The organism is Aeromonas sp. s1(2024) (genome assembly GCF_040908005.1).
Classification (GTDB): Bacteria; Pseudomonadota; Gammaproteobacteria; order Enterobacterales; family Aeromonadaceae; genus Aeromonas; species Aeromonas caviae.
Genome location: NZ_JBFOCW010000059.1, coordinates 179,208 through 202,438 on the forward strand (window position 1 = coordinate 179,208; position 23,231 = coordinate 202,438).

The window sequence follows — 23,231 nt, forward strand, 5'->3', positions numbered from 1 at the left end:
GGAAAACATCGACTTTCCAATATCTTTGCCCATCTCACCGACGCTGAACACTAAGAGGGTTATTGTGACGCTCTTGTGATTTGTGAAAGGTGCAGGCCGATTATCGCTACTGAGGATGAGGGCTGTTGGGGGAAGTATGTGGTTGCCCCCACTGACAGTGCTGGCGAAATAATGTTCATGGGCAGAATAACGTCTGGCAGCCCGTTTATATAATGGATTAATTGTCGATAAATATGTCTGATAACAGTTTATAGAGTGGGGCACAGGCAGTGCGAAGCATTGCAAGACCTCTGTTTAACGCATTGTTTGATAATATTGTCGAAAGGGTTTGGTCAGGAGCAATCAGATGGCGATAACAACGCGATCCCGAAGAGAGAAGGTAGGCAGCGGGCTCGGGCTGGTGATGGGGCTCATCGCCTTTAACCTGATCGTGCCCCTGCTTCCGGTTGCAACAGAGATGTCGGATATGACCCGGATGATAGGTGCCATGGTCAGCGCCATGCTTTGTGCCGAGCTGGGCGCCAGGATTGGCAAGTGGCGGGATGCCAAAGAGCAGGCCGGATCGGCAGAGTAACTCGACGTGAGAAGAGCGCCAATCGCCCGAGTGCGGCGGTGTGTGCGGGTGTAACAGGCAGGGCGACAGTTGTCGCCCTGCCTGTTTTGCTATCGCGGTTTGCCGCTCAAGCGCCGCGCCGCCGGGGGTCGCTTCGATGGAGGAAGGTGGCCAGGATATCGCGGGGTGGTGCCGCATTGCATCAGAAGGCACCTGGAGCGAGATGGCGCCAAGGCTGGATCTGCGAGGGAAATCCTGAGATCGTGCAGGCAGTTATCTGGTTATCCCCTTGAGAGGAGTGCCCATGCGCATTGCCCTGATTGGCCTTGGCGATATCGCCCGGAAGGCCTATCTGCCGCTGCTTGCAAACGACGAGCGAGTCACCCCGCTGCTCTGTACCCGGAGTCCCTCGGTGCTCGGCAAACTGGCGCGCCAGTACCGGATTGGCGAGTGTTTTACCGAGGTCGATGCGCTGCTGGCGAGCCGACCTGATGCGGTGATGATCCACGCTGCCACCGCCGTGCACGGCAAACTGGCGGAGCTGTGCCTGCGTGCCGGCATTCCCACCTTTGTGGACAAGCCGCTGTGTGACAACGCAGGAGAGGTGGAGGCGCTCGCCAATCTCGCCATCGCCAGGGACTGCCCGCTGTTTGTCGGCTTCAACCGTCGCTATCTGCCCGCCATGGCCGCCGCACGTGGCCAGCCGCTGACCGAGCTCCATTGGCAAAAGCACAGGCACGCCCTGCCAGGGGTGCCTCGCCAGTTTCTGTTCGACGACTGTATCCATGTGCTCGACAGTCTCTGCTGTTATGGCGGCGAGCCGGACGGGGAGCTGCATGCGGTGCTGCGACGCAGCAGTGAGCAGCCCGAGCTGCTGGCCGGGGTGAGCGTCGCCTGGCAGAGTGGGCAGATGGCGGTGAGCGGCAGCATGAATCGCAGCGCCGGCATGACCGAGGAGCGCATCGATGCCTATGGCGACAACCTCTCGTTGCATATCGAGAACTGCACCCGTGGCCTGCTTGCGCGAGACAACACAGTGCAGACTCTGGCTCCGGGCGACTGGCAGCCCGTGCTGGCGAGCCGAGGTTTTGTCGCCATGCTCGAGCACTGGTATGGGCAGATTGACGCCGGGCGGGCAGACGGGGCACTGGTCGAGAGCTACCTGAAAAGCCATCGACTGGCGGAGCGCCTCGTCGCCCTGGCAAAGGGATGACCCGGAGGCAAGGGGCTGGGTGACTCCGGCAGGCATCACTGGCCAGAGAATCGGCAGAGCACTGTATGAGATGGTGGCTCCTTGCGCAGTCAGCCGGGAAAGGTGCCAGCGAGCGAGCCAAGCGAAGGCGGGTTTGTTATCTTGGCGGCCATCAAGAGCAGCAGGGCAAGAGATCGCAATGAAGAAGGTGTCGAAGATGAGATGGCTGACCGCAGTGGGTGGGGTATTCCGTTCATGAGCATCATTCTGGGGATCGATCCCGGTTCGCGCATCACCGGCTACGGGGTCATTCGCATCGTCGCGGGCAAGGCGGAATACCTGGGATCGGGCTGCATCCGCACCGATCTGGGGGAGCTGCCGTCTCGCCTGAAGCAGGTCTATGACGGGGTGAGCGAGATCATCACCCAGTTCAAGCCGGACGAGTTCGCCATCGAGCGGGTCTTCATGGCGCGCAACGCGGACTCGGCCCTGAAGCTCGGCCAGGCCAGGGGAAGTGCCATCGTCGCGGCGGTCAATGCCCTGCTGCCGGTGAGCGAGTATTCGGCCACCCAGATCAAGCAGGCGGTGGTGGGCACCGGTGGCGCCGCCAAGGAGCAGGTGCAGCACATGGTGACTCATCTGCTCAAGCTCTCTGCCACCCCCCAGGCGGACGCGGCGGATGCTCTAGGGGTGGCGCTCTGCCACTTCCACACCCGTCAGAGCCTCATTCGCATGGCCGGGCGGGCCAGCGGATCGGTGCGCGGCCGTTATCGCTGAACCCTGGAGGAGGGCTATCCGGTGTTGGCAGGGGAGCGCGGGGAGCTGCTGGCAAAATCGCTGGTCGGGTCACAATCTGTCGCGTCCCTCGATGGGACTCCCATGGAGAAGCGCACCGAGCGGGTGAATATCTTTCTACTTTATCAATAACTTGTGACATTCATCACATATTCGCGATGAATCGGGTCGGTTTCGTCTTGCTCCGCCACACTCCCATAATATGGCGCCTGTTCAATAACAGTGTCCGTATGAGCCTTTCAGGTTCGCGTGTTAGTCATCATGGGAGAGACAAGAGTGAAACCTTTTGCTGCTGAATTTATGGGAACCTTCTGGCTGGTGCTGGGGGCTGCGGGAGCGCCGTGCTGGCTGCCGCCTTCCCCAATGTGGGGATCGGCCTGCTGGGCGTCGCCCTGGCGTTCGGCCTGACTGTGCTGACCATGGCCTATGCCATCGGTCATATCTCGGGTTGCCACCTGAACCCGGCCGTGACCGTCGGGCTCTGGGCCGGTGGTCGCTTCCCGGCCTCCAACGTGCTGCCCTACATCGTGGCCCAGGTGCTTGGTGGGATCGTGGCAGGTGGCGTGCTCTATGTCATTGCCAGCGGACAGGCGGGTTTTGATGTGAGCGCAGGCTTTGCTTCCAACGGCTATGGCGAGCATTCCCCCGGTGGTTACAGCCTGCTGGCCGCACTGGTGTGTGAAGTGGTGATGACCGGTTTCTTCCTGTTTGTCATCATGGGGGCCACCGACAGCCGTGCGCCGGCCGGGTTTGCTCCCATCGCCATCGGTCTGTGCCTGACCCTCATTCACCTCATCAGCATTCCGGTGACCAACACCTCGGTCAACCCGGCGCGCAGCACTGGGGTGGCGCTTTTTGTCGGTGACTGGGCCGTGGGCCAGCTCTGGCTGTTCTGGGTTGCCCCCATTGTCGGTGCCATTCTGGGTGCATTGGCCTATCGTGTGATCGCCACGAAAGAGTGATGTGTTGCTAGTTAACGTGTGGTATCGACACGCCCCCGGGCGTGTTTTTTTATGCCTGAAGGAATACCGGGCAGGGCGCCATGCTGACGATAGGGTGCGGCATGATCACAGTCCCTTGGCGCTCAGCATCTCTTTGTAGCGCTGATGCAGCAGCTTGACTCGTTCCACATAGGCCCGGGTTTCGGCCAATCAATGAGGGATGCCGCCGTGCTTGTACTGTACCGGTCCTACAGCCCCTTGGCGCTCAGCATCTCCTTGTAGCGCTGATACAGCAGCTTGACCCGTTCCACATAGGCCCGGGTTTCGGCCAATGAGGGATGCCGCCGTGCTTGTACCGTACCGGTCCTACAACCCCTTGGCGCTCAGCATCTCTTTGTAGCGCTGATGCAGCAGCTTGACCCGTTCCACATAGGCCCGGGTTTCGGCATAGGGCGGTATGCCGCCGTGTTTTTGCACCGCACCGGCGCCTGCATTGTAGGCGGCGGTGGCCAGGGCCACATTGCCGTCATACTGCTTGAGCAGCCCCGCCAGGTATTTCACCCCGCCAAAGATGTTCTGCTCCGCCAGCAGGGCGTTGCCGACCCCGAGCTCGCGCGCCGTGGCGGGCATCAGCTGGGTCAGTCCCATGGCGCCCTTGCGGGAGACGGCCAGGGGATTGAAGGCGGACTCGGCATGGATCAGCGCCCGGATGAGGGCAGGCTCGACCTGATAAGCCTTGGCTGCCGCCTGTATGGTGCTGGCGTAGTCATAGAGGAAGAGGCCTGTTGTGCGCCAGTTGACCTTGGACGCCGGATCGCAGGCATAGCAGTCGTTGAACAGCAGCAGTTCGTAGTGACCCTGCTCCGGCATCATGTCGGAATAGCGTATGACCCCGTTCTTTTGTACCGACTTGTAGACCTGGATCTGACGGCTTGCAGACTTAGCGGGTTCAGGGGAGGGGAGCGGCGCCGTGGTGAGTGCCACGGTACGCGGCGTGGGAACCGGGGAGGAGACAGCCGTCTCCGGGGTCAGGATCACCACCTCTGCCGGTGGCGGTATCTGAGCCGGGGCTGCGTGGGAAAACAGCGGCATCATGCCCAGCAACATCCATGCTTTCAACGGCTTGCTCCTTAAGCCTCGTTAGCCACGTTGAGTAAAGCATTCGGGATGGCGCAGAACAAGTGCCCGTGAACAGGGGAGGCTGGAAATGCGATGGTAGAGGGACGTCCCGCCTGTGTGCTCACTCAGGACAAGGGGCGCGGCTCATGGCGTCAAGGGACGGATGATCGCAACCTCGTCTTTTCCATCGAGTTATTGGCTTTTTTGTAAGTTAAAGGCGTGTTATCTTGCTGTTGCTCCACTCTGGTCTGATCTCTTCGTGGAGCCAGCGAGCGAGCAGGAGAGGGCCGGTATGGCCAGAGCGAAATGGGCATGACAAGCAGGCGAGCGATGGAGCTCAGATTCGAAGAGTACTGTGATGCGGATCTTTCCCTCATCAGAGACTATTACGAGACGACGTTTTCCCACTATGTGCCGGATTTGGCAGAACGGATTTTTGTGGTCCGTGACGCGCACTGGTTGGTGGGGGCGGTGCGCCTGCGCGATGAACAGGATTATTACCACTTGTGTGGCTTTCGTCTGCTCCCTCACTACCAGTCCCTGGGGCTGGGGTCCCGCTTGCTGCAGCATGCCTGCCGCGATCTTTCCGACAAGCCCGTGATCTGTCACGCCCTGCCGTTCGAGAAACCCTTCTACCTCAAGGCGGGATTTGACCACCTTCCCCTGCATGAACTCGACGGGCCCCTCCACTCTCTCTATCACCAGCAGCACGAACAGGGTTACCAGATCGAGCTGCTGGTGCGTCAGGCGAAGGCGCCTGTTTTCAACTGACGTCTTATTGGGGTTTGGTCAGCAGGTGGATCTTGCCTGGTGACAGCTCCAGCCCCAGCAGATTTTCCTTGAGCCAGGCCTGATTGGGATCCTTGTCATCCAGCTTGTAGACAGGCTGGGTCTCCAGCCGTTTCTCCATGCTCTGCAGCAGCATCCTCAGCATGAAACCAAACTTCTGTTCCGCCGCGGCAGGCTCCAGCTTGTAATCGATGAGCTTCATGTTGTCGAGGAAGAGCGCACTCCTGGCCTTGTCGTAGCGGGGCCTCGCCTCATAGGTCATGTTGAGGCGCGCGTCGTACTCGGTCTGATCCGGGAGCGCGATTTTCAACTTGCCTTTGCCAAACACCCTGGCGGTATCCGGGCTCTGGCGACCAATCTGCACATCGCTCTGCTCGAGTTGCACATGGGCCTTGATGATGCCGGGCAATTCCAGCTGTTTGTCCACTTGCACCTGTGACTGCAGGTACTGATTTATCTGCTGCTCATTGATGTCATATGAGCCTTGACCTAGCATGGCCAGACTCAGCAGCATAGATTGCAGGATCATGCTAACGACCTGATAGAATGGGTGTGCCCCATAGCATACCATCCCGACCCTGTGGGGTCTGCCCGTGCCATCTGTCCAATACACCAAGGAGTCGCCTTGCTCGACGGTCTGGAATACGACATTCAGTTGCTGTTTTCCCGCTTTCTCGGCTGGTTGTTGCTGTTGTTTCACACCGTGATCGTGGCAGGGATCTCCCTGCGGGTGGTGATGAAGCGACGTCCCATCGGGGTATCTCTTGCCTGGTTGGCCCTCATCTATGCCATCCCCTTCGCCGGGGTCGGTTTCTACGTGCTGTTTGGCGAGATACGCCTCGGTCGCAAGCGGGCGGAGCGGGCCCAGGCCATGTACCGTCCTTACGCCATCTGGATCCGCCAGCTCGCGCGCCTCTTCCCCCAGCACTGCTGCGAGGTGGGCAGCAAGGCACGCCCGCTCCACGATCTGATCCAGGGGCGCTTGGCCATGCCCATGCTCTCGGGCAACCGGATGACCCTGCTGCACAAGCCCAAGAGCATCGTAGAGGAGATAGTGCGCGACATCCGGGGCTCCTCCCAATCCTGTTATCTGGAGTTCTACATCTGGCACCCCGGTGGGGATGTGGACGAGGTGTGCGAGGCGTTGATGGAGGTGGCGGCACGCGGCGTGGATTGTCGTGTCTTGCTCGACTCCATCGGCAGCAAGACCTTCTTCCGCTCCTCCTGGCCCAAAACCTTGCGTGCCGCTGGTGTCAAAGTCGTGGAAGTGTTGCCGGTCGGCGCCTGGCGCATCCCGTTTCAGCGCCAGGACTTGCGCATGCACCGCAAGCTGGTGGTGATCGATGACAAGGTTGGTTACACCGGCTCCATGAACATGGTGGATCCCCGTTTCTTCAAGCAGGATGCCGGGGTCGGCCAGTGGGTCGACATCATGATCCGGGTGCAGGGCCCCGTGGTGCCGTTGATGTGGTCCACCTTCGTCTGGGACTGGGAGATGGAGACCGGCGAGCGGCTGCTCGACAGTCTGCAACATGAGCCGGAAGCCTGGCCCCAGACCAACTATCGGGCCCAGCTCATTCCCTCAGGCCCCTTCGTCGGCGGTGACTGCATCCAGCAGAGCCTGCTGCTCGCCATCTACCAGGCTCGTCACCATCTGGTGCTGACCACCCCCTATTTCGTGCCGGACGATCCGCTGGCTGCGGCCCTCTCTTCGGCGGCGGCCCGCGGCGTGCTGGTGCAGTTAGTTCTGCCTGCACGCAACGACTCCCTGATGGCCAACCACGCCAGCAACTCTTTCATGGAGGATCTGCTGGCGGCAGGAGTGGAGATATACCGCTATGATGCCGGACTGCTGCACACCAAGAGCGTGCTGGTGGACGATGATTTCGCCCTGGTGGGCACGGTCAACCTCGACCGGCGCAGTCTCTGGCTCAATTTCGAGATCACCCTGCTCATCGACAACCCGGTGTTTGTCGCCGAGATGAACCAGCTGGTGCAGGGCTACATGCTGGAGGCGACCCCCATGTCACTGACCAGGTGGCGTGCCCGCCCCTGGTACAAAAAATTGCTTGAGAACATCTTCTACCTGTTCAGCCCCCTGCTGTGACAGCCAGAGCGTGGGCCCCAAGCCGTTGTCTGGCTTGTGTTGATGCCCATCCTCCCCGTAGAGTGCGCCCATGCACCCGCCATTGAACCATTGTGGAGAAACAGAACTGATGAAGAAAAAAGTGGCCTTGGCCGTCGGAGCCGTGTTGGTGGTGGGAGGGCTTGGCGCCTGCTGGTACACGGGCAATACGTTCGACCGGATCCTGGCCGAGCAGATCGCCAGGGCGCAGCAGGAGAGCGGAATCGAAGTCACCTGGAGCCCGGAGACGGAGAATCTGTTCACCCGCGACGGCGTGCTCAAGGTGGTGGTGCCGCCCCAGACGCTGGCGAGTTTTGATCCCCAGCTGGCGGGAAGCGAACCCATCGAGATGCAGTTCGCGTTCAACAGCCGCCTGTTGCCGCTCTATATCAAGAGTCACCTCCAGCTTGATACCGCACAGGGCACGCTGGCGCCCATCCTGACCTCTCTGGGGATGCAGCAGTGGCAACTGGGGGCCGAATCGGCGAGCAGCCTCTGGACCATGAGCAACAGTTCCCGCTTCTGGGTGAGTGACTTCAAGGTCAAGGAGGGGCTCAACGAGTTCACCTTCCTGCCCTTGAACGGCGACTATCGCGGGGATCTCGACGGCAATGGCCATCTCACCGCCCACTGGTTGGGGATGACGGTCCACGATGCCCAGAGCAAGACAGATCTGGCCTTGGCGGATCTCAAGGGCAGTGCCGACATGGCCGAGATCAGCGGGCTCTGGCTCTCTCCCCGCAGCGATGCGACCCTCACGGCCTTCACCCTGACCCAGCCGGGGAACGTCAAGATCACGCTGGAGGGGCTGACCACGGCCACCGAGCTGGCGGGGGACGATCTTCAGACGCTCTCCACTCGCTATCAGATGAAGGTGGCGACCCTCAACATGGAGAGCGAGGAAGACCGGCTCGCGCTGACCCAGGGAAATCTGGATCTCTCCCTCAAGGGGCTGGATCTCGAGGGGTATCAGACGCTGCAAGAGGCCAGCAGCAAACGGGTGGACGAAGCGGCCATCCAGGAAGCGCTGGACAAGATGCTCCAGAGAGGGGCCACGCTGGAACTGGCGGATCTGAGTGCGCGATTGAACGGTGAGCCTGTCAGCCTGCAAGGGGAGGCCAAGCTGGCGTCCACCACCCTGGCACAGTTGATGGGCAGCGAGGAGGGGATGCAGGCACTCTCCGGTCTGCTTCATGCCCACCTTGGGGAGAAGCTGGGCCAGGCCGTTCCCCAGTTGGCCCCCATGCTGGAGCAATTCACTGCCATGGGATATCTGAAGGCGCAGGAGTCACAGCTTCAGGCCGAGCTCAAGCTCGACAAAGGGGCCGTGACCGTCAATGGTCTGCCGCTGCACCCGTGAGTGCCGCGCAATGAAAAAGGCTCCCTCGGGAGCCTTTTTTCTGGGGGCGCGCAGCCGCTTATTTGAACACGACTGTCTTGTTGCCGTAGACGAAGACCCGCTCGTTCAGCACCAGTTCCAGCGCCCGGCTCAGCACGGATTTCTCCACGTCGCGTCCGGCCTTGGCCATGTCATCGGCACTGAAGGTGTGATCGACGTGGATCACGTCCTGCTCGACGATGGGGCCTTCATCCAGATCGTCGGTGACGAAGTGGGCGGTGGCACCAATCAGCTTGACCCCGCGGTCGAAGGCCTGACGATAGGGGCGGGCGCCGATGAAGGCAGGCAGGAAGGAGTGGTGGATATTGATGATCTTGCGCGGATAGGCTTCGACGAAGCTTGGGGTCAGCACACGCATGTATTTGGCCAGGATGACGTAATCCGGCTGGTAGCCATCGATGAGCGTGCGCACTTGCTCCTCATGCTCGGTGCGGCTGAGATCCTCGTGGCTCACGCAGTGGAAGGGGATGTCGAACTTGCCGGTCAGCTCGGCGAGGGTGTCGTAGTTGCCGATGACCGCGACGATGTCCATGTCCAGGGCGCCGGCATAGTTTTTCATCAGGATGTCGCCGAGGCAGTGAGTCTCCTTGGTCACCAGAATGACGATGCGCTTCTTGCCCGCCTTGACGAGACGACGCTGGGCGCCGGCAGGCAGGGCATCATCGAGGTCGGCCAGCAGGGTCTCGTCGTTGAAGCGCCCTTCCAGTTCGGTGCGCATGAAGAAGCGGCCGTTTTCGTGATCCACGAACTCGTCGTTCTTGTTGATGTTGAGCTGGTGCTTGTAGCAGATGTTGGTGATCTTGGCGATGAGACCCTTGGCGTCGGGGCAATCGGTCAGCAGTATTTTCTTTTCCATCTCTGTCATGATTCCGTTTGTGATGTTGGCACCCGGTCTGCGCGGGCGCGCGCGTTTTTGCTGGCACTATGCCACAAACGAAATCAGAAAGGACAGCGCGCCGTGTATCGGGTGGTGCTCGCGCGAAAATTGCAGTGCAGCCAGCTCCCGGTTTGTCTTTGATGGGTTTTTGGCTGGCATCCTGCGTCTTTTTTCTTTAGGCTGTCTGCGCTTATTCTCAGGGCGGGGCGAAATTCCCCACCGGCGGTATCCCGATGTGACTCGGGGAGCCCGCGAGCGCCCGACCCGGCATTCATCCGGGACGGGGTCAGCAGATCCGGTGAGATGCCGGAGCCGACGGTCATAGTCCGGATGAAAGAGGATAAGACAGATATTGCTGGCCAGACCCTGCCGGGTTGGCCGCCGCATGGCTACTTCTGTCTGCCTTTCCATGCCCTGATTCTGGTCCTTGTCTTTTTTAGGAGTCTTACCATGAATCAGTCTCTACTCAGTGAATTCGGTGATCCCATTGCTCGCGTCGAAGCCGCGCTGGCCGCCCTGCGTGCCGGTCAGGGTGTGCTGGTGGCCGATGATGAAGATCGCGAGAACGAAGGCGATCTCATCTTTGCCGCAGAAACCATGACCAACGAGCAGATGGCCATGATGATCCGCGAGTGCTCCGGCATCGTCTGCCTCTGTCTGACCGACGAGCGGGTTCGCCAGCTCGAGCTGCCGATGATGGTGGAGGCCAACTCCAGCCACTATCAGACTGCCTTCACCGTGACCATCGAAGCGGCGCAGGGGGTGACTACCGGGGTGTCCGCCGCCGATCGCATCACCACCATCCGCGCGGCCATCGCCGACGGCGCCCGGCCCTCCGATCTGCATCGACCCGGCCATGTCTTCCCGCTGCGCGCCCGCACGGGTGGGGTGCTGACCCGCCGTGGTCACACCGAAGCGACCGTCGATCTGATGCAGCTCGCCGGGCTCAAACCTTACGGAGTATTGTGCGAGTTGACCAAGGAAGATGGCTCCATGGCCAGGCTGCCGGACCTGGTGGCCTTCGGTCGCCAGCACCGGATGCCGGTCCTGACCATCGAAGATCTGGTGCAATATCGTCAATTGCTGTCAGAACGTTCAGCCTGAGCCTCATACGAAATTGTAATAAGCCCAAATTTTGGTTACGCTTTGTGCGAACCTCATCCAGGGACACTCATTTTTGCTTAAAGTTTGTACGGAAAGTGTGCAACTAAAAAAAAATGAGGGTTTTAACGCATTTATCTGTGATGAGGCCTATCCAAACTATGATTTTTTTGTGCCATAATCACGCCGCTTGCTAAACGTCTGGCGAGTTAAAGGGAGCTTTTAAAAATGAAAAAAATGTTGTTGGTAGGTGTTGTTGGTCTGTCCGCTCTGCTGGGCGGTTGTGCAAACACCAGCGAACTGGAAACTTCCGTTCAGAATCTGTCTAACAAAGTTGACCAACTGGCTCAAGATGTTAGCGCTGTTCGTGCTGATCAGTCCAAGATCGCTGCTGATGTTGCAGAAGCCAAGCAAGAAGCTATGCGTGCTAACCAGCGCATCGACAACATGGCTACTTCCTACAAGAAGTAATCCATGCGAAAAAATGGCGCATTTCAATGCGCCATTTTTTTTGCCTGAAATTCGTCAAATACCCGCTTTTTTTCCCGCTAAATATCCGCCTGACAAGGCAATGCCTACGAATCGGCATCCCCTCATCTGATTTTCCTGTCGCTCAATAGAGCAGGCTGTAGAGCTTGCGACGATAACTCTGCGCTGCAGGGTGCGCACCCATGGTTGCCAGCACATCGAGATAGATCTTCTTGGCATCGCCAAAGGCGAGATCACGTTTGAGGATGGTGAACAACAGGGCCAATGCCTCCTCTTGTCTACCAACCTGGCTGTAGAGCACCGCCAGCTCCTGGGCGAGGGCATGGTCATCAGGCTGTTCAGCGTGGCGCAGCTCCAGGGCGCGCAGCTCAGGACTGTCGCTGGCCTGCAGCGCCAGCGAGAGGCGGGAGCTCAGGGTCTGGTAATGATCATCCTGTGCCACCATGGGGATGGTCGAGAGCAGGCTCTGCGCCTCGTCAAGGAGATTGAGATCCAGCGCCGCCTGTATCAGCCAGAGCGTGATGTCGTGACGCTCGGGGGCGAGGCGATGGGCCTGGCCAAGATGGGTGTGCGCCACATCGGCTTGCCCGTTCTCCAGCGCCTGCTTTGCCTGATCGAGCAGCAACTCCTCCTCTTTGGGGGCAAAGGCGGCGAAATACTGGCGCAATGTGGCTTCATCCTGCGGCCCTTCCAGAATGGCCTGTTCATCCGGGCGCCCCTGATGGAACAGCACCAGCGCGGGCAGTGCGCGCAGGGCAAGCTGGCTGGCCAGAGGCTGCAACTGGGGGTCGTTCATGTCGACTTTGGCCAGGGTCACCGCCGCATTGGCCGGGCCGACCAGCGCTTCCACTTGCGGGGTCATGGCCTGGCACTCCGGCATCTGGGGGGCGTGGAAATAGATGACGACCGGCTTTTTCATGGACGCATCGAGCAATTCTGCGTGGAAGTTCTGGGGAGTGATGTCGACGATCATGAGGCTGACTCTCGAAAAATGGTGTGGATCAACATGGGGTCCAGCGGGATGGAATTCAAGCGCGCATCCAGCAGATGGGCATCGACCCGGCGAGTCGGGGCAGCCAGGCTGAGCCATCCGCTGCCCGCGGGCCAGTCGCGGATTTCATAGTGGCGATTGTCGAGATGATTTTTGAGCTGCCATGCCTGCTCCGGAAGGAAGCAGATTTTGTCGAGTCCGGCGGAAATACCATCGCCATGCGCCTTGAGCACAGCTTCCTTGCGAGACCATAGCCGATAGAAGGCCGAATGTTGCTCCTCTCGGGGCTGGGCGTTCAACCATTGGTATTCGCTTGGCGCATAGAAGCGTTTGGCCAGCGGCAGTATGGGGCGGTGACGCAATCCCATCTCGATGTCCACCCCAAGGGGGCCCTCCTCACAGAGGGCGATCACCAGCCACTCTCCGCTGTGGCTGAGGTTGAACTGCCAGCGATGACTGAGCAGTGTCGGTTTGCCATGCTCGCCGATGTGAAAGGCCAGAGCGCCGGCAGGGCAGTGGAGGCGTTCGGCCAGCAGGCGGCGAAGCAACACGCGTCCCAGCAGGTACTCCCGCTGGCGGCCTGGTTGGCGGATCTCGTGCCAGTGGCGGTATTCCTCCGGGGAGAGCCCGGATGACAGCCCGATCAGCTGTTCAGTATCGACGAGCGCGGTATTTAACAAATAGAGATCCGCAGAAAGCATAATATTTCACTTAAAAATGGGGTCGAAGTAGCGATAACAATCAGTTTGGAGAGGCCGAAACCGATGCTTTCAAGATTGTATATTGTTTGGCCATGATCACATAAATTGCGCTAAACAGAGCATTTCCTTGCAAAAATGTGAGTTCGATTGGGATTTTCGCTTGCCTCGATAGAATTCTTGGATATAGTCGGGTGCTGTTGCCTTATAAATTGCCCTGTCGGGCTGCATTTTAACAAGTTTCACTCTTTTTTGTGGGGATAAAGGATTGCGCCACCTGATGCTACTGCTGGTCGCGCTCGGAATGGTAGGTTGTGCTTCGGCACCCCAACCCGAGGTCGCGAGTAAGATCGAGGTTTCCATGATGGAACCCGTGATTGAACCCGAAGTTTCGCCTACCCCGGATGTCAACGAAATCCTGACCGTATACAAAGAGTGGCGTGGTACCCCCTATCGTTATGGCGGTACCACAGAACGAGGCATCGATTGCTCGGCGTTTACCCGTGAAGTGTTCCGCAATGCCATCGGCATCGAATTGCCCCGCGATACCCGCTCCCAGGTCCACGAAGGCTCTCGCGTCTCCAAGCAGGATCTGGTCGAGGGGGACCTGGTCTTCTTCAAGATCAACCCGCGTCTGAACCATGTCGGCATCTATGTCGGCAACGGTGAATTCATCCACGTCTCCTTCCGTGCCGGCGTCACGCGCTCCAAGCTCGACAATGTGTATTGGCGCAACAAGTTCTGGCAGGCACGCCGGATCGATATCTGAGTCAGGCTGGACAAACGGCTCGCAGTACGGACTGTTTTTCCAACCTCACTTGAACCGGACCCTCAGGGTCCGGTTTTTTTATGGCCCTCTTTTAGACTTTCCCTGGCCGACTCTCTATAGTGTGGCCCCCTTGATCCTCGGCAGGTCCAGCATGACACCCCAGCAGAAAACCGGATTGCACCCGCGCAATCGCCATCAGGCCCCCTACGACTTTGACGCGCTCTGCCAGCGCACCCCGGCGCTGTCGCCTTTCGTGTTCGTCAACGAGCACGGCACCCGGACCCTGGATTTCGCCGATCCGGCCGCCGTCAAGGCGCTCAACCGGGCGCTGCTGGCGCTGCACTATGGCATTGCGCATTGGGATCTGCCCCCCGGCTACCTATGCCCGCCCATCCCGGGGCGGGTCGATTATCTGCATCGCGTCGCGGATCTGCTGGCGGAGAGCGCGGGCAAGGTGCCGACGGGCAAGCAGGTTCGAGTGCTGGATATCGGCGTCGGGGCAAACTGCATCTACCCCCTGCTGGGAGCCCGCGAGTATGGCTGGCGCTTTGTGGGGTCAGACATCGACCCGGTGTCGGTCAAGGCGGCGACCTTGCTGGCCGCCAGCAATGGCCTGGGGAGCCAGATTGCGTGCCGCCATCAAGGCAACCCGAAACACATCTTTCGTGGCATTCTGGGGCCGAAGGAGCACTTCGCCCTGACCCTGTGCAACCCGCCGTTTCATGCATCCCTGGCCGAGGCTAGCAAGGGGACGGAGCGCAAGCTGCGCAACCTGGGCAAGGGGGAGGGCAAGGCGGTGACGGGGGCGCCCGTGCTCAATTTCGGCGGGCAGAAGGCCGAGCTCTGGTGCGAAGGGGGCGAGGCGGCGTTTCTGGCGGCCATGATAGAGCAGAGCAAGGAGTTTGCCAGCCAATGCCTCTGGTTCAGCTCGCTGGTGTCGAAAAAGGAAAATCTGCCGGCCGCCCGCAAGGCGCTGGTCAGGGTCGGTGCACGGGAAGTGCGGGTGCTCGAGATGGCGCAAGGCAACAAGGTGAGCCGGATCCTCGCCTGGAGTTTCCTGGACGATGGGCAGCGCAAGACCTGGTGGACAGCCCAGGGGAGATGATCGAGGACGGGGCTCAGTGGCGACACGGGCCCTGTCTCTTTTTCAGATCAGATGTTGATTCGTTTGCAGCCTTCCATTCAATCGTTTTCCTGCCCGTGTTTGCTCGCATGTTAGTGACCACTGTCGCGCCTGGTACAGGTGTACGCCGAGATTTTTTTGTACTTGCTGATGAAACTTTCATAAAATAGGACTGGTTAGACCTCTTTACAGGCTTTGAATCGAATAGGGATCGGTAAATGAAAGTTGTCGATTTTCTGAAGCACAAGCGCGAAATTCTGGCGCAACACCCCTTTGAGCTCAAGGATTGGCTCTCTCCGGCGATCCGCGACTACTGGCGTGAGTTTCAGCAAAAGGCACACCTTCACCCCTTGCTGGGAAGAGTGCTGGATCTGCAGGGGGAGTCCCAGGATGCCCGCCAGCAAGAGGCTGCCAGAGTCACCCAGGTCGCGAATGGCCAGCCTGCCTTGGCGCAGGATCCCGTGGTGGAGCTCGAAGGCGAAGCGGCGGCACTCTATGCCGAGTTGCAGACCCGCATCGGTGAAGAGACCCATGTAGGTGAGTGGTTGCAGGTCACCCAGGCGTTGATCAACCAGTTCGCGACCGTGACCGGCGATCATCAGTGGATCCACACCGATCCCGAGCGTGCGGCAGCCGAGTCTCCCTTCAAGACCACCATTGCCCACGGCTTCCTGACTCTGGCCCTGCTGCCCCAGTTGACCGGTTCGGTGGACGAGAGCACGCCGGAGTTCCCGACCGCTCGCATGGTGGTGAATTTCGGTCTGGAACAGGTCCGCTTCCCTTATCCTATCAAGGTGGACAGCAACATCCGCGCCCGTACCAAGCTGTCGCGTGTCACGCCCATCAAGGGAGGCATCGAGCTCCTCAAGGAGATCAAGATAGAGATCGAGGGGATCCGTCGCCCTGGCTGCGTCATCGAGTCGGTCACCCGGATCTATTTCTGACGCGCTCGTCTTGCGTCCATGAACACAGGCCCACTTCGGTGGGCCTGTGCCGTTTCTGGCGGGTTAAAAACTCGCCCCCAGGGTGATGAGGTGACGCCACTCCTTCTCGCTCACATCCATGTTCAGGCCATGGTAGTCGAGCCAGGCATCGTCCCAATCCAGCTCGCTTGACCAGGAGAGACGCAAATGATCGCTGAAGTAATACCTGAGGCCCAGGCTGCCGCTGACGGACTGCTTTCTGGTCAGATAGGGGGATGGTTGGTCGACGAACCTTTCATAACTGCCCTTGCCAAACAGCTCGAACTTCTCTTCCCAGAGTGCCAAGGGTTGCCGGTAGTCCCAACCCAGGCTGACGAAGGGGTAATTGATGATCCTGTCGTCAAACAGGTCTGAGTTGCTCCACACCTCCGGCCTGAAATAGGCCCGCTCCAGGCCGAGCTGGCTGATGATCTCCAGCCGGCGTTGCCTGTCATTCCAGAAGCGGTATCCGGGACCGGAGGCATAGTCAATCTCCAGATAGCCTGCCTCGATCATGTTGTAATCGATGTCGACGGAAGATCGCAGGAACCAGTGATCGTCGAAGAAGAAGTCGAGCTTGGGTTTGAGCTTGTACTCGTGGCTGTCGGTGATGTTGTTCACCGTTTCGTAGATGTACTCGCCATCCAGGCTGTAACGCCAGTCCAGATTGGCAAACTCGGTGGAGACCTTGAGATTGACGTTGTTGGTCTTCTTGGTGTTCTCCTTGAGCTTGATGTTGAGATCCCCGTTCCCCGTCAGCAGCCAGGCATTGGCCTCATCAGGAGAGTCCAGCAGGGGGATCCCCGTCTTGGTGAGCGGCTTGGGTTTCTCCTGCTTGTCCAGACGCCAGCGTTTGATGGCGTGGCGCGGGACCGTCATGGCCTGGCTGTAGGCGGGCTTGATACGGATCTGCTCGTCCGTGATCTCCTCTATGGTCCCGCTCAGACGATCGCCGTTGCGCATCCAGAGGATGTCCGCCATCGCCGCGGAGCCAGGCAGCAGAAACAACAGGCAAACCACATGACTGATTCTGTTCATGGTGGTCAGGCCTTCAGCCGCTCACGGGCTTGGGCAGGCCGCTCTTGTGCTCGAGCAGGGCGGTCACCCGGGCACTGTCGATGTCGGAGGCAGCGATGAACTGCTCGGCTTCGGGGGAGAGCACCAGCGGCGCCCCCTGTGCCATCTCCGCTTCGGTGCGGGAGAGGGGAGAGTGTACCTCCAGCCAGCGACGACCGTCAGGTTCCACCGCCATCTTGACCGGCTGGTTGATGACACGGACCGGGGTGCCGACGGGAACAAGACCAAACAGGGTTTCGATGTCATCCGGGCGCAGCCGGATACAACCCGCGCTGACTCGCAGACCGACCCCGAAATCCTTGTTGGTGCCGTGGATGAGGTAGTCCTTGTTGCCATAGCCAAGACGCATGGCGAACTTGCCGAGGGGGTTGTCGGGGCCGGGGGGGACCACGGCGGGCAGATCGATCCCCTTCTGCTCCAGCCAGGACTTGCGGACCATGGGGCCGGGCACCCAGGTCGGGTTGGGATTTTTCGCGATGACGGTGGTGGTCATCTCCGGCGTCTCGCGGCCGATGTCACCGATCCCGATGGGCAGCACCATCACCTCCTGCTTGCCCTTGGGGAAGTAGTAGAGGCGAAGTTCAGGCAGGTTGATGACGATGCCTTCTCGCGGCACGTCGGGCAGCAGCATCTGGGTCGGCAGAGTGAGCCGGGTGCCCGGGGTGGGCAGATAGGGGTCTACGCCGGGATTGGCTTCGAGCAGTGCCAGAAAGCCTGTCCGGGTATGCTTGCCGACCAGTTCCAGATGATCGCCAGGCTGTACGATGTAATCTTCCAGGGCGCCGATGAGACGGCTGTCCGCTGGCGGCAGGGGATAGGTGTTGGACCAGACAGGTGCGGCCCAGAGGCTGGCGGCGGCCAGCAGCAGTGAGACGATACGAGTGTTGAGCATGGTTGTTCCTATCGGCTGGGGCGAGGGACGGGTTCCCTTCCAAAAAATGAGCAGAGATTGTCAACGAATCCCGCGGGGATTACCAGTCCGGCACCATGACTGCCGGGAGGGCGGTGGCGAGCGCGTCACAGGGTGTCACTGGCCCATCAGGCTCGCCGTATTCGCCCGCCCGGAACCGGGTACAGGGTGGAGACAGTGAGCGAGGAGGCGCTGCCGGGTGAACGTCACTGGCGTTGGGAGGGGCGGGATCGCCGGATGGCGGTTTTATCGCCAGTCGTCTGATCTGCAACGAGATTTACATTGATTTCCCGGCTAGGGTTGGGTCAATATGAGTGCCCGTGGAGAGATGCCGGAGTGGCCGAACGGGATTGACTCGAAATCAATTGTGGCAGCAATGCCACCCAGGGTTCGAATCCCTGTCTCTCCGCCACATACTAAGCCCAACCTATTGAATAGGTTGGGTTTTTTAATTTATGTCAGTTTTCAGTATGCCATTGGGTATGCCATTACATGTTGGCTGAGGTTACACAACTCTGGCTTTCTTTGGACAGGAGCAAGGGCAAGTCCCTGTTGCGATAAGATAAAGAATCGTGGGACGGGTAATGTTAGTCTGAAGTTCTCAGTTCCCTCACCAGTGAGAGCCGGAGACTCTATGTCGCGTCGCTCAACATCCACACAACGGCTATTGTCCATGATACTGATAGCCCTCTGCCCATGTTCGGTACATGCAGCCGACTGCACCTATCGCAAGGACAGCCTCGGCAATACCCGCTACCAGTGTGACGATAGCAAGAGTGGTACCCTGCGCAAGGACAGTCTCGGCAACGTCAGGGACTCGCAAAGCGGCACCACTTGGCGCAAAGACTCCCTCGGCAATGTTCGCAGCAGCGAAGGTACTACCTACCGCAAAGACAGTTTGGGCAATGTGCGTGTCAGCAATCCGGGCTCTGGCGAGACGGTTACCTGGCGCAAGGATAGCCTCGGCAATCTCCGTGCTTCTGATGGCACCGTCTGTCGTGCTGACTCCCTGGGCACGCTGCGCTGTGATGGCAATCGCACGCCTCCTACTGTGCTTCAGGCCAAATGAGGATTCAAAACTAAGGAAGGACTCGACAATGTGGTTGTTCACCAAATTCGGTTTTTTTTCCATCGTTCAGAAAGATCAGGATGGCACTCTCACCATTCGCAGTCACACCAAGGGCGATCTTGATCGTCTGCGTAATCACTACTTGCCTTCACTATCCCCTTCCAGAGCACAGTCGGAAACCGACTACCCCTGGCGGGCTAACGCAAGCGCTGCGGCCCTGAAGGAGGCGATGAGCACCATAGTGCAAGAGATTGATTACTCGAATTTCAAGAGCGAGGTCGGGCTTAGCACCGGCCATGCTCGTGCCAAACGTTACAGTAAGGTCTGGTCAGCAATGTACGACATGCCTGAAGACCTACTTGAACCCCATGCGACCGATTTCGAGGGGTTACCCTGGTCGTCCCCCAGTTCGACTAGGGGGAACCGCAGAATTCGGAAAAAATCGTACGCTAAGCTAACGGTGTTCTCGTGACAGCTCTTTGACTAGGCTTTCTAAGGCCATTCTGATAGCCCTGACTTCCTGAAAAGCCATGGCTAAAATTTGTGCGGCTAAAAGGGATAACCGATGGTAAAGTAAGTTATCCCTGTCGAGATACTGAAAAGCGTTATCCTCGTTTTTCCCAAAACTGTTTTGCCAGTTCGCTCAGAGCGCTAGTTAACTGAGCGACAGATTTCGCACTTTGCAAATTATTCTGCCCGGTCTGTACATTGGTATCAGCAGCATCGCGTATATTGATAATACTGCGGTTTATGTCTTCACTTACTGCTCCCTGCTGCTCGACCGCAGTCGCTATTTGCGCGTTCATGTCGGTAATTTCGTTAACGCGTTGGCCAATTCCATCAAGAGCTGTAGCTGCTTCCTCTGCGTGAGCTACACTCGTGTGCGCTTGCCGACTACTTTGCTCCATGACTGTAACAGCGGATTGCGCTCGCTCTTGTAGAGCGCTGATCATGCTTTGAATATCCGTTGTCGATTGCTGTGTGCGAGCAGCAAGACTGCGAACCTCATCGGCGACAACAGCAAAACCACGCCCCTGCTCACCAGCACGCGCGGCCTCAATTGCTGCGTTGAGTGCCAACAAATTCGTTTGCTCGGCGATCCCTCGTATAACGTCAAGAACTTTTGATATCTCGTTACTTTGACCTTCAAGCTCATGAATAACCTGAGCGGCTTGCCTAATTTCACCTTCAAGGGCAGTGATTGACTGGCTTGTGTGGGCTACCAGACGCTGGCCAGATGCCGCCTCAGTGTCTGCTCTTCCGGCCGCATCTGCAGCATGCTGTGCATTGCTCGCAACCTCTTGAATGCTTGCCACCATTTGGTTTACTGCCGTTGCTATTTGATCTGTCTCTGCCTGCTGCTCAACTGTAAGTACATTGCTTGACTCAATATCCTTTAGTAGGCCTCGGGTGTGTTCGCTAAGCCGATTTGATGCATCACCTATGCGACCTACTATGGCGCCTGTTTCAGCTTGCATCATTCGTAAAGCAAACTCTATTTGGCCAAACTCATCGGTGCGCCCAGTGTAGAGGGATTGACTTAATGGGTTATTGGAAATATTCCTGGCTCTTTCAACCAGTCTTCCAAGAGGAGAGAGAATAGCCAAAACACTAACAGAGCTTAAGCTTCCTGACATTAAAGTGGCTAACAATAAGCTGCTTATTGATGTATCAGTAAGCATGCCGGCAGCCATTGCGCTTGATATAATACTACCCCATATGAGCAAGAGTATTTTCACGGAAAAGCTAGCAGCCAATTTCGGCCTCGCGGCCTTCCCGCTTCTCAATTGAGCATATAATTTTTCCGCAGCCAAAACCTGCTCAGGTTCAGGCTTGGTCCTTACAGACTGGTATTCAACAATCGAACCATTCTTAGCTATTGGCGTTACATAAGCACTTACCCAATAGTGGTCGCCATTTTTACAGCGATTTTTTACTAGCCCCATCCATGAGCGGCCAGATTTTAATGTACTCCACATATGCTCAAATGCAGCAGGCGGCATATCTGGGTGTCTTACGATGTTGTGAGGCTGGCCTAATAGTTCTTCCTCAGTGAAACCACTGATTTTAATGAAGTCAGGATTAACGTACGTGATATGGCTTTGAGGGGAGGTAGTCGAAAGAATATTGGCATCTTTTGGGAGTTCTAAGTTTCGACCCGTCACTGGTAAATTCTGGCGCATAAGAACCTCAAGGGTTGGCTGTTTTATTTTATTGTTTTCGGCATTAAGCCCAATTTCTTGAGCGTTACGATAAAGCTAGCATGGAAACGATAGGTGCAAGCAAGTTAAGGGTTGCATCGCGCATGTCAATCTAGGCTATACCCTAACTTGATGTCAGGCAGGGCCGCGCCTGTCATTTTCAGAAGACGACTGCACCAGACAACGCGGTTTGAAGGCTGTTGTGCAGTCGTCTATTGAACGAACAGTATCAGGAGTCCGCTGCACGAATGATGACCTCAAGCCGGTTCTGGTCGCGCTGGCGACCGATCAGCCCCTGGATGTGCGATACCGCGACCACGATCTTTCCGGCGATTGGGCGGGCTACCGCGAATGCCACATCAAGCCCGACCTGCTGCTGATCTACCGCAAGTCCGACGCCGACACCCTGCGACTGGCGCGGCTTGGCTCCCATAGCGAGCTGTTCGGCTGATGCCAGTCGCCTTGTCCGCCAAACGATCATTAGGCGGCCAAACCGGACGCCTGTCCGAAAACATCTTGCGCAACGGGATGACGGACAATAAGATAGGCGGACGGTATAACGGACAAATTGGCGGAAATGGCACTCATCGGCTATGCGCGGGTATCGACGGCGGAACAGGACACCGCCTTGCAGACGGATGCGCTGCGCAATGCAGGCTGCGAACGGGTTTTCGAGGACACGGCATCCGGGGCCAAGGCAGACCGGCCCGGCTTGGCCGATGCGCTGGCTTATCTGCGCGATGGCGATGTGCTGGTCGTCTGGCGGCTGGATCGGCTTGGCCGCTCCCTGCCGCACCTGATTGAGACGGTCGGCAAGCTGGAAGCACGGGGCGTCGGCTTCCGCTCGTTGACTGAAAACATCGACACCACCACGCCGGGCGGACGGCTCATCTTCCATGTGTTCGGTGCGCTGGGCCAGTTCGAGCGCGACCTGATCCGCGAGCGCACCAAGGCCGGGTTGACCGCTGCCGCCGCACGCGGGCGCAAAGGCGGACGCAAGCCGGTTGTCACTGCCGACAAGTTGCAACGAGCGCGGGAGCTTGTCGCCAACGGCTTGAATGTCCGCGAGGCCGCCGCACGCCTCAAGGTAGGAAAAACCGCTCTCTACGCTGCCTTGCAGGCGGCCAGTTCTGGCAGTGCAGCCGACTCCTGATATTTCGTGCAGTCGCCTTCTGAAAACGACATGACTACATCAAGACAACAGCGCGGCACGGGAATCAAGGCATTGCGATTCTCGAAAATAGTTCTTGAAATTCTATTCTTGATTGCATATCATCTCAACGAGTTTCGATAAGAAAGGATGCGCATGCGACCGTCTGTTGTGCTTGACATGAAGCGAAGCGCAGTGCGTGAAGCGGTAGGCCGCTTTCGCGCCGCGAACCCGCGCGTCTTCGGCTCGGTGCTGCATGGCACCGACCGGGATGGCAGCGACCTCGACCTGTTGGTCGATGCGCTGCCCGGTGCCACGTTGTTGGACTTGGGCGATTTGGAAGAAGAACTGAAATCGCTGCTCGGCGTTGACGTCGATCTGCTGACTCCCGGCGACCTGCCGCCGAAGTTCCGGGCCAAGGTGCTCGCGGAGGCGCAACCGATATGAGCGAGAACCGCCTGCCCGATTACCTCGACCACATTCAGCAGGCCGCAACCGATGCGCGCAGCTTCGTGGAAGGGATGGCCAAGGACGACTTCTTGGCCGACAAGCGCACCCAGCAGGCCGTCATCATGAGCCTGATCGTCATCGGCGAGGCGGCCACAAAGGTGATGGATGGCTACGTCGAGTTCACCCAGGCGCATGCCGACGTGCCGTGGCGCAGCATGCGCAATATGCGTAATCGCATGGCTCACGGCTATTTCGACATCAACCTCGATGTGGTGTGGGAGACGGTACAGGAATGGCTGCCGGCGTTGCTCCAGCAATTGCCCGCCGTGCGTCAGGATGCCGACGATGAAGACCGTAACGACAAAGGCATGGAGCCATGACCAATCAAGCCGCCGATGTTCGGCCCCTCTGGCGTGTTCGATCCCGCGACCTATGAGCCGCGCTCGGGCAA

Annotated in this window: 25 protein-coding genes, 1 tRNA gene, 2 pseudogenes and 1 riboswitch; of the genes and pseudogenes, 19 read left to right on the top strand and 9 right to left on the bottom strand. The window is 58.6% G+C overall.

Annotation, left to right across the window (positions count from 1 at the left end):
• Positions 1–346: 346 nt before the first annotated feature.
• From AB5Y70_RS14405 to aqpZ, 4 genes and pseudogenes are all read left to right on the top strand, one after another.
• On the top strand, positions 347–574 hold the full coding sequence (locus AB5Y70_RS14405; RefSeq protein WP_010673513.1) for a hypothetical protein: 228 nt from the start codon (positions 347–349) through the stop codon (positions 572–574).
• A 283-nt stretch (positions 575–857) separates the two neighbouring features.
• A complete protein-coding gene (locus tag AB5Y70_RS14410) occupies positions 858–1,766 on the top strand; it encodes a Gfo/Idh/MocA family protein (RefSeq protein WP_049636691.1) in 909 nt (302 codons plus the stop codon).
• Between the two features lie 234 nt (positions 1,767–2,000).
• Positions 2,001–2,522 carry a crossover junction endodeoxyribonuclease RuvC gene (gene ruvC / locus AB5Y70_RS14415; RefSeq protein WP_010673515.1) on the top strand — a complete coding sequence of 174 codons (522 nt, stop codon included), beginning with the start codon at positions 2,001–2,003 and terminating at the stop codon, positions 2,520–2,522.
• A gap of 294 nt (positions 2,523–2,816) precedes the next feature.
• Positions 2,817–3,502: pseudogene (aqpZ, locus tag AB5Y70_RS14420) on the top strand (aquaporin Z).
• A gap of 105 nt (positions 3,503–3,607) precedes the next feature.
• Here aqpZ and AB5Y70_RS14425 read toward each other — a convergent pair.
• Together AB5Y70_RS14425 and AB5Y70_RS14430 are read right to left on the bottom strand one after the other, a co-directional pair.
• Positions 3,608–3,730: pseudogene (locus tag AB5Y70_RS14425) on the bottom strand (lytic transglycosylase domain-containing protein); the annotation flags it as partial.
• A 117-nt stretch (positions 3,731–3,847) separates the two neighbouring features.
• A complete protein-coding gene (locus tag AB5Y70_RS14430) occupies positions 3,848–4,588 on the bottom strand; it encodes a lytic transglycosylase domain-containing protein (protein WP_069785440.1) in 741 nt (246 codons plus the stop codon).
• 324 nt (positions 4,589–4,912) lie between these two features.
• On the opposite strand from AB5Y70_RS14430, the gene AB5Y70_RS14435 reads away from it, so the two are divergent.
• The gene (locus AB5Y70_RS14435; RefSeq protein ID WP_029313989.1) at positions 4,913–5,371 is read left to right on the top strand and encodes a GNAT family N-acetyltransferase; all 459 of its coding nucleotides are present in this window, start codon (positions 4,913–4,915) and stop codon (positions 5,369–5,371) included.
• Positions 5,372–5,375: 4 nt separating this feature from the next.
• On the opposite strand, the gene AB5Y70_RS14440 is transcribed toward AB5Y70_RS14435, so the two are convergent.
• Positions 5,376–5,918, bottom strand: coding sequence for a DUF1439 domain-containing protein (locus AB5Y70_RS14440; protein ID WP_029313991.1), 543 nt, complete (start codon positions 5,916–5,918; stop codon positions 5,376–5,378).
• 96 nt (positions 5,919–6,014) lie between these two features.
• On the opposite strand from AB5Y70_RS14440, the gene cls reads away from it, so the two are divergent.
• Positions 6,015–7,496: a cardiolipin synthase gene (gene cls / locus AB5Y70_RS14445; protein ID WP_010673520.1), complete on the top strand. Its 1,482-nt coding sequence runs from the start codon at positions 6,015–6,017 to the stop codon at positions 7,494–7,496.
• 109 nt (positions 7,497–7,605) lie between these two features.
• Entirely contained in the window at positions 7,606–8,874 is a 1,269-nt protein-coding gene (locus AB5Y70_RS14450; protein ID WP_043152436.1) for a DUF945 family protein, read from the top strand.
• Positions 8,875–8,932: 58 nt separating this feature from the next.
• Here AB5Y70_RS14450 and purU read toward each other — a convergent pair whose 3' ends face one another.
• Positions 8,933–9,769, bottom strand: a complete 837-nt coding sequence (gene purU / locus AB5Y70_RS14455) for a formyltetrahydrofolate deformylase (RefSeq protein WP_029313992.1) — start codon at positions 9,767–9,769, stop codon at positions 8,933–8,935.
• A gap of 209 nt (positions 9,770–9,978) precedes the next feature.
• A riboswitch (FMN riboswitch) is annotated at positions 9,979–10,136 on the top strand.
• A gap of 104 nt (positions 10,137–10,240) precedes the next feature.
• Here purU and ribB point away from each other — a divergent pair.
• Positions 10,241–10,894, top strand: a complete 654-nt coding sequence (ribB, locus tag AB5Y70_RS14460) for a 3,4-dihydroxy-2-butanone-4-phosphate synthase (protein WP_010673523.1) — start codon at positions 10,241–10,243, stop codon at positions 10,892–10,894.
• A 225-nt stretch (positions 10,895–11,119) separates the two neighbouring features.
• A complete protein-coding gene (locus tag AB5Y70_RS14465; RefSeq protein ID WP_010634682.1) occupies positions 11,120–11,362 on the top strand; it encodes an Lpp/OprI family alanine-zipper lipoprotein in 243 nt (80 codons plus the stop codon).
• Between the two features lie 142 nt (positions 11,363–11,504).
• Here AB5Y70_RS14465 and AB5Y70_RS14470 read toward each other — a convergent pair whose 3' ends face one another.
• Positions 11,505–12,353: a tetratricopeptide repeat protein gene (locus AB5Y70_RS14470; RefSeq protein ID WP_041214740.1), complete on the bottom strand. Its 849-nt coding sequence runs from the start codon at positions 12,351–12,353 to the stop codon at positions 11,505–11,507.
• Complete coding sequence (locus tag AB5Y70_RS14475) at positions 12,350–13,072, bottom strand: 4'-phosphopantetheinyl transferase superfamily protein (RefSeq protein ID WP_279988953.1); 723 nt, start codon at positions 13,070–13,072, stop codon at positions 12,350–12,352. Before AB5Y70_RS14475 ends, AB5Y70_RS14470 begins: the two co-directional genes overlap by 4 nt.
• A gap of 277 nt (positions 13,073–13,349) precedes the next feature.
• On the opposite strand from AB5Y70_RS14475, the gene AB5Y70_RS14480 reads away from it, so the two are divergent.
• From AB5Y70_RS14480 to AB5Y70_RS14490, 3 genes are all read left to right on the top strand, one after another.
• Positions 13,350–13,838, top strand: a complete 489-nt coding sequence (locus tag AB5Y70_RS14480) for a C40 family peptidase (RefSeq protein ID WP_010673526.1) — start codon at positions 13,350–13,352, stop codon at positions 13,836–13,838.
• A gap of 151 nt (positions 13,839–13,989) precedes the next feature.
• Positions 13,990–14,943 carry a 23S rRNA (adenine(1618)-N(6))-methyltransferase RlmF gene (rlmF, locus tag AB5Y70_RS14485; protein ID WP_198497318.1) on the top strand — a complete coding sequence of 318 codons (954 nt, stop codon included), beginning with the start codon at positions 13,990–13,992 and terminating at the stop codon, positions 14,941–14,943.
• 236 nt (positions 14,944–15,179) lie between these two features.
• Positions 15,180–15,905: a MaoC family dehydratase gene (locus AB5Y70_RS14490; RefSeq protein ID WP_010673529.1), complete on the top strand. Its 726-nt coding sequence runs from the start codon at positions 15,180–15,182 to the stop codon at positions 15,903–15,905.
• 63 nt (positions 15,906–15,968) lie between these two features.
• On the opposite strand, the gene AB5Y70_RS14495 is transcribed toward AB5Y70_RS14490, so the two are convergent.
• Positions 15,969–16,952, bottom strand: a complete 984-nt coding sequence (locus AB5Y70_RS14495; RefSeq protein ID WP_202007641.1) for a DUF481 domain-containing protein — start codon at positions 16,950–16,952, stop codon at positions 15,969–15,971.
• A 22-nt stretch (positions 16,953–16,974) separates the two neighbouring features.
• Positions 16,975–17,892 carry a L,D-transpeptidase family protein gene (locus AB5Y70_RS14500; protein ID WP_119197423.1) on the bottom strand — a complete coding sequence of 306 codons (918 nt, stop codon included), beginning with the start codon at positions 17,890–17,892 and terminating at the stop codon, positions 16,975–16,977.
• Between the two features lie 340 nt (positions 17,893–18,232).
• Between AB5Y70_RS14500 and AB5Y70_RS14505 the strand changes: the two genes are divergently transcribed.
• The 3 genes from AB5Y70_RS14505 to AB5Y70_RS14515 all read left to right on the top strand — a co-directional run bounded on the left by AB5Y70_RS14505 (position 18,233) and on the right by AB5Y70_RS14515 (position 19,451).
• Positions 18,233–18,322: transfer RNA gene (locus AB5Y70_RS14505), tRNA-Ser, on the top strand.
• A 261-nt stretch (positions 18,323–18,583) separates the two neighbouring features.
• Positions 18,584–18,979 carry a hypothetical protein gene (locus tag AB5Y70_RS14510; protein WP_010673532.1) on the top strand — a complete coding sequence of 132 codons (396 nt, stop codon included), beginning with the start codon at positions 18,584–18,586 and terminating at the stop codon, positions 18,977–18,979.
• Between the two features lie 28 nt (positions 18,980–19,007).
• Entirely contained in the window at positions 19,008–19,451 is a 444-nt protein-coding gene (locus AB5Y70_RS14515; RefSeq protein ID WP_010673533.1) for a hypothetical protein, read from the top strand.
• A gap of 133 nt (positions 19,452–19,584) precedes the next feature.
• On the opposite strand, the gene AB5Y70_RS14520 is transcribed toward AB5Y70_RS14515, so the two are convergent.
• Positions 19,585–21,162: a PAS domain-containing methyl-accepting chemotaxis protein gene (locus AB5Y70_RS14520; RefSeq protein ID WP_053288181.1), complete on the bottom strand. Its 1,578-nt coding sequence runs from the start codon at positions 21,160–21,162 to the stop codon at positions 19,585–19,587.
• A gap of 220 nt (positions 21,163–21,382) precedes the next feature.
• On the opposite strand from AB5Y70_RS14520, the gene AB5Y70_RS14525 reads away from it, so the two are divergent.
• The 4 genes from AB5Y70_RS14525 (at position 21,383) to AB5Y70_RS14540 (ending at position 23,160) form a co-directional block, all read left to right on the top strand.
• A complete protein-coding gene (locus tag AB5Y70_RS14525) occupies positions 21,383–21,631 on the top strand; it encodes a type II toxin-antitoxin system YafQ family toxin (RefSeq protein ID WP_012585400.1) in 249 nt (82 codons plus the stop codon).
• Between the two features lie 126 nt (positions 21,632–21,757).
• A complete protein-coding gene (locus AB5Y70_RS14530; RefSeq protein ID WP_001173919.1) occupies positions 21,758–22,333 on the top strand; it encodes a recombinase family protein in 576 nt (191 codons plus the stop codon).
• 153 nt (positions 22,334–22,486) lie between these two features.
• Complete coding sequence (locus AB5Y70_RS14535; RefSeq protein ID WP_001247892.1) at positions 22,487–22,777, top strand: nucleotidyltransferase; 291 nt, start codon at positions 22,487–22,489, stop codon at positions 22,775–22,777.
• The gene (locus tag AB5Y70_RS14540) at positions 22,774–23,160 is read left to right on the top strand and encodes a DUF86 domain-containing protein (RefSeq protein ID WP_003100872.1); all 387 of its coding nucleotides are present in this window, start codon (positions 22,774–22,776) and stop codon (positions 23,158–23,160) included. Before AB5Y70_RS14535 ends, AB5Y70_RS14540 begins: the two co-directional genes overlap by 4 nt.
• Positions 23,161–23,231: the final 71 nt, after the last annotated feature.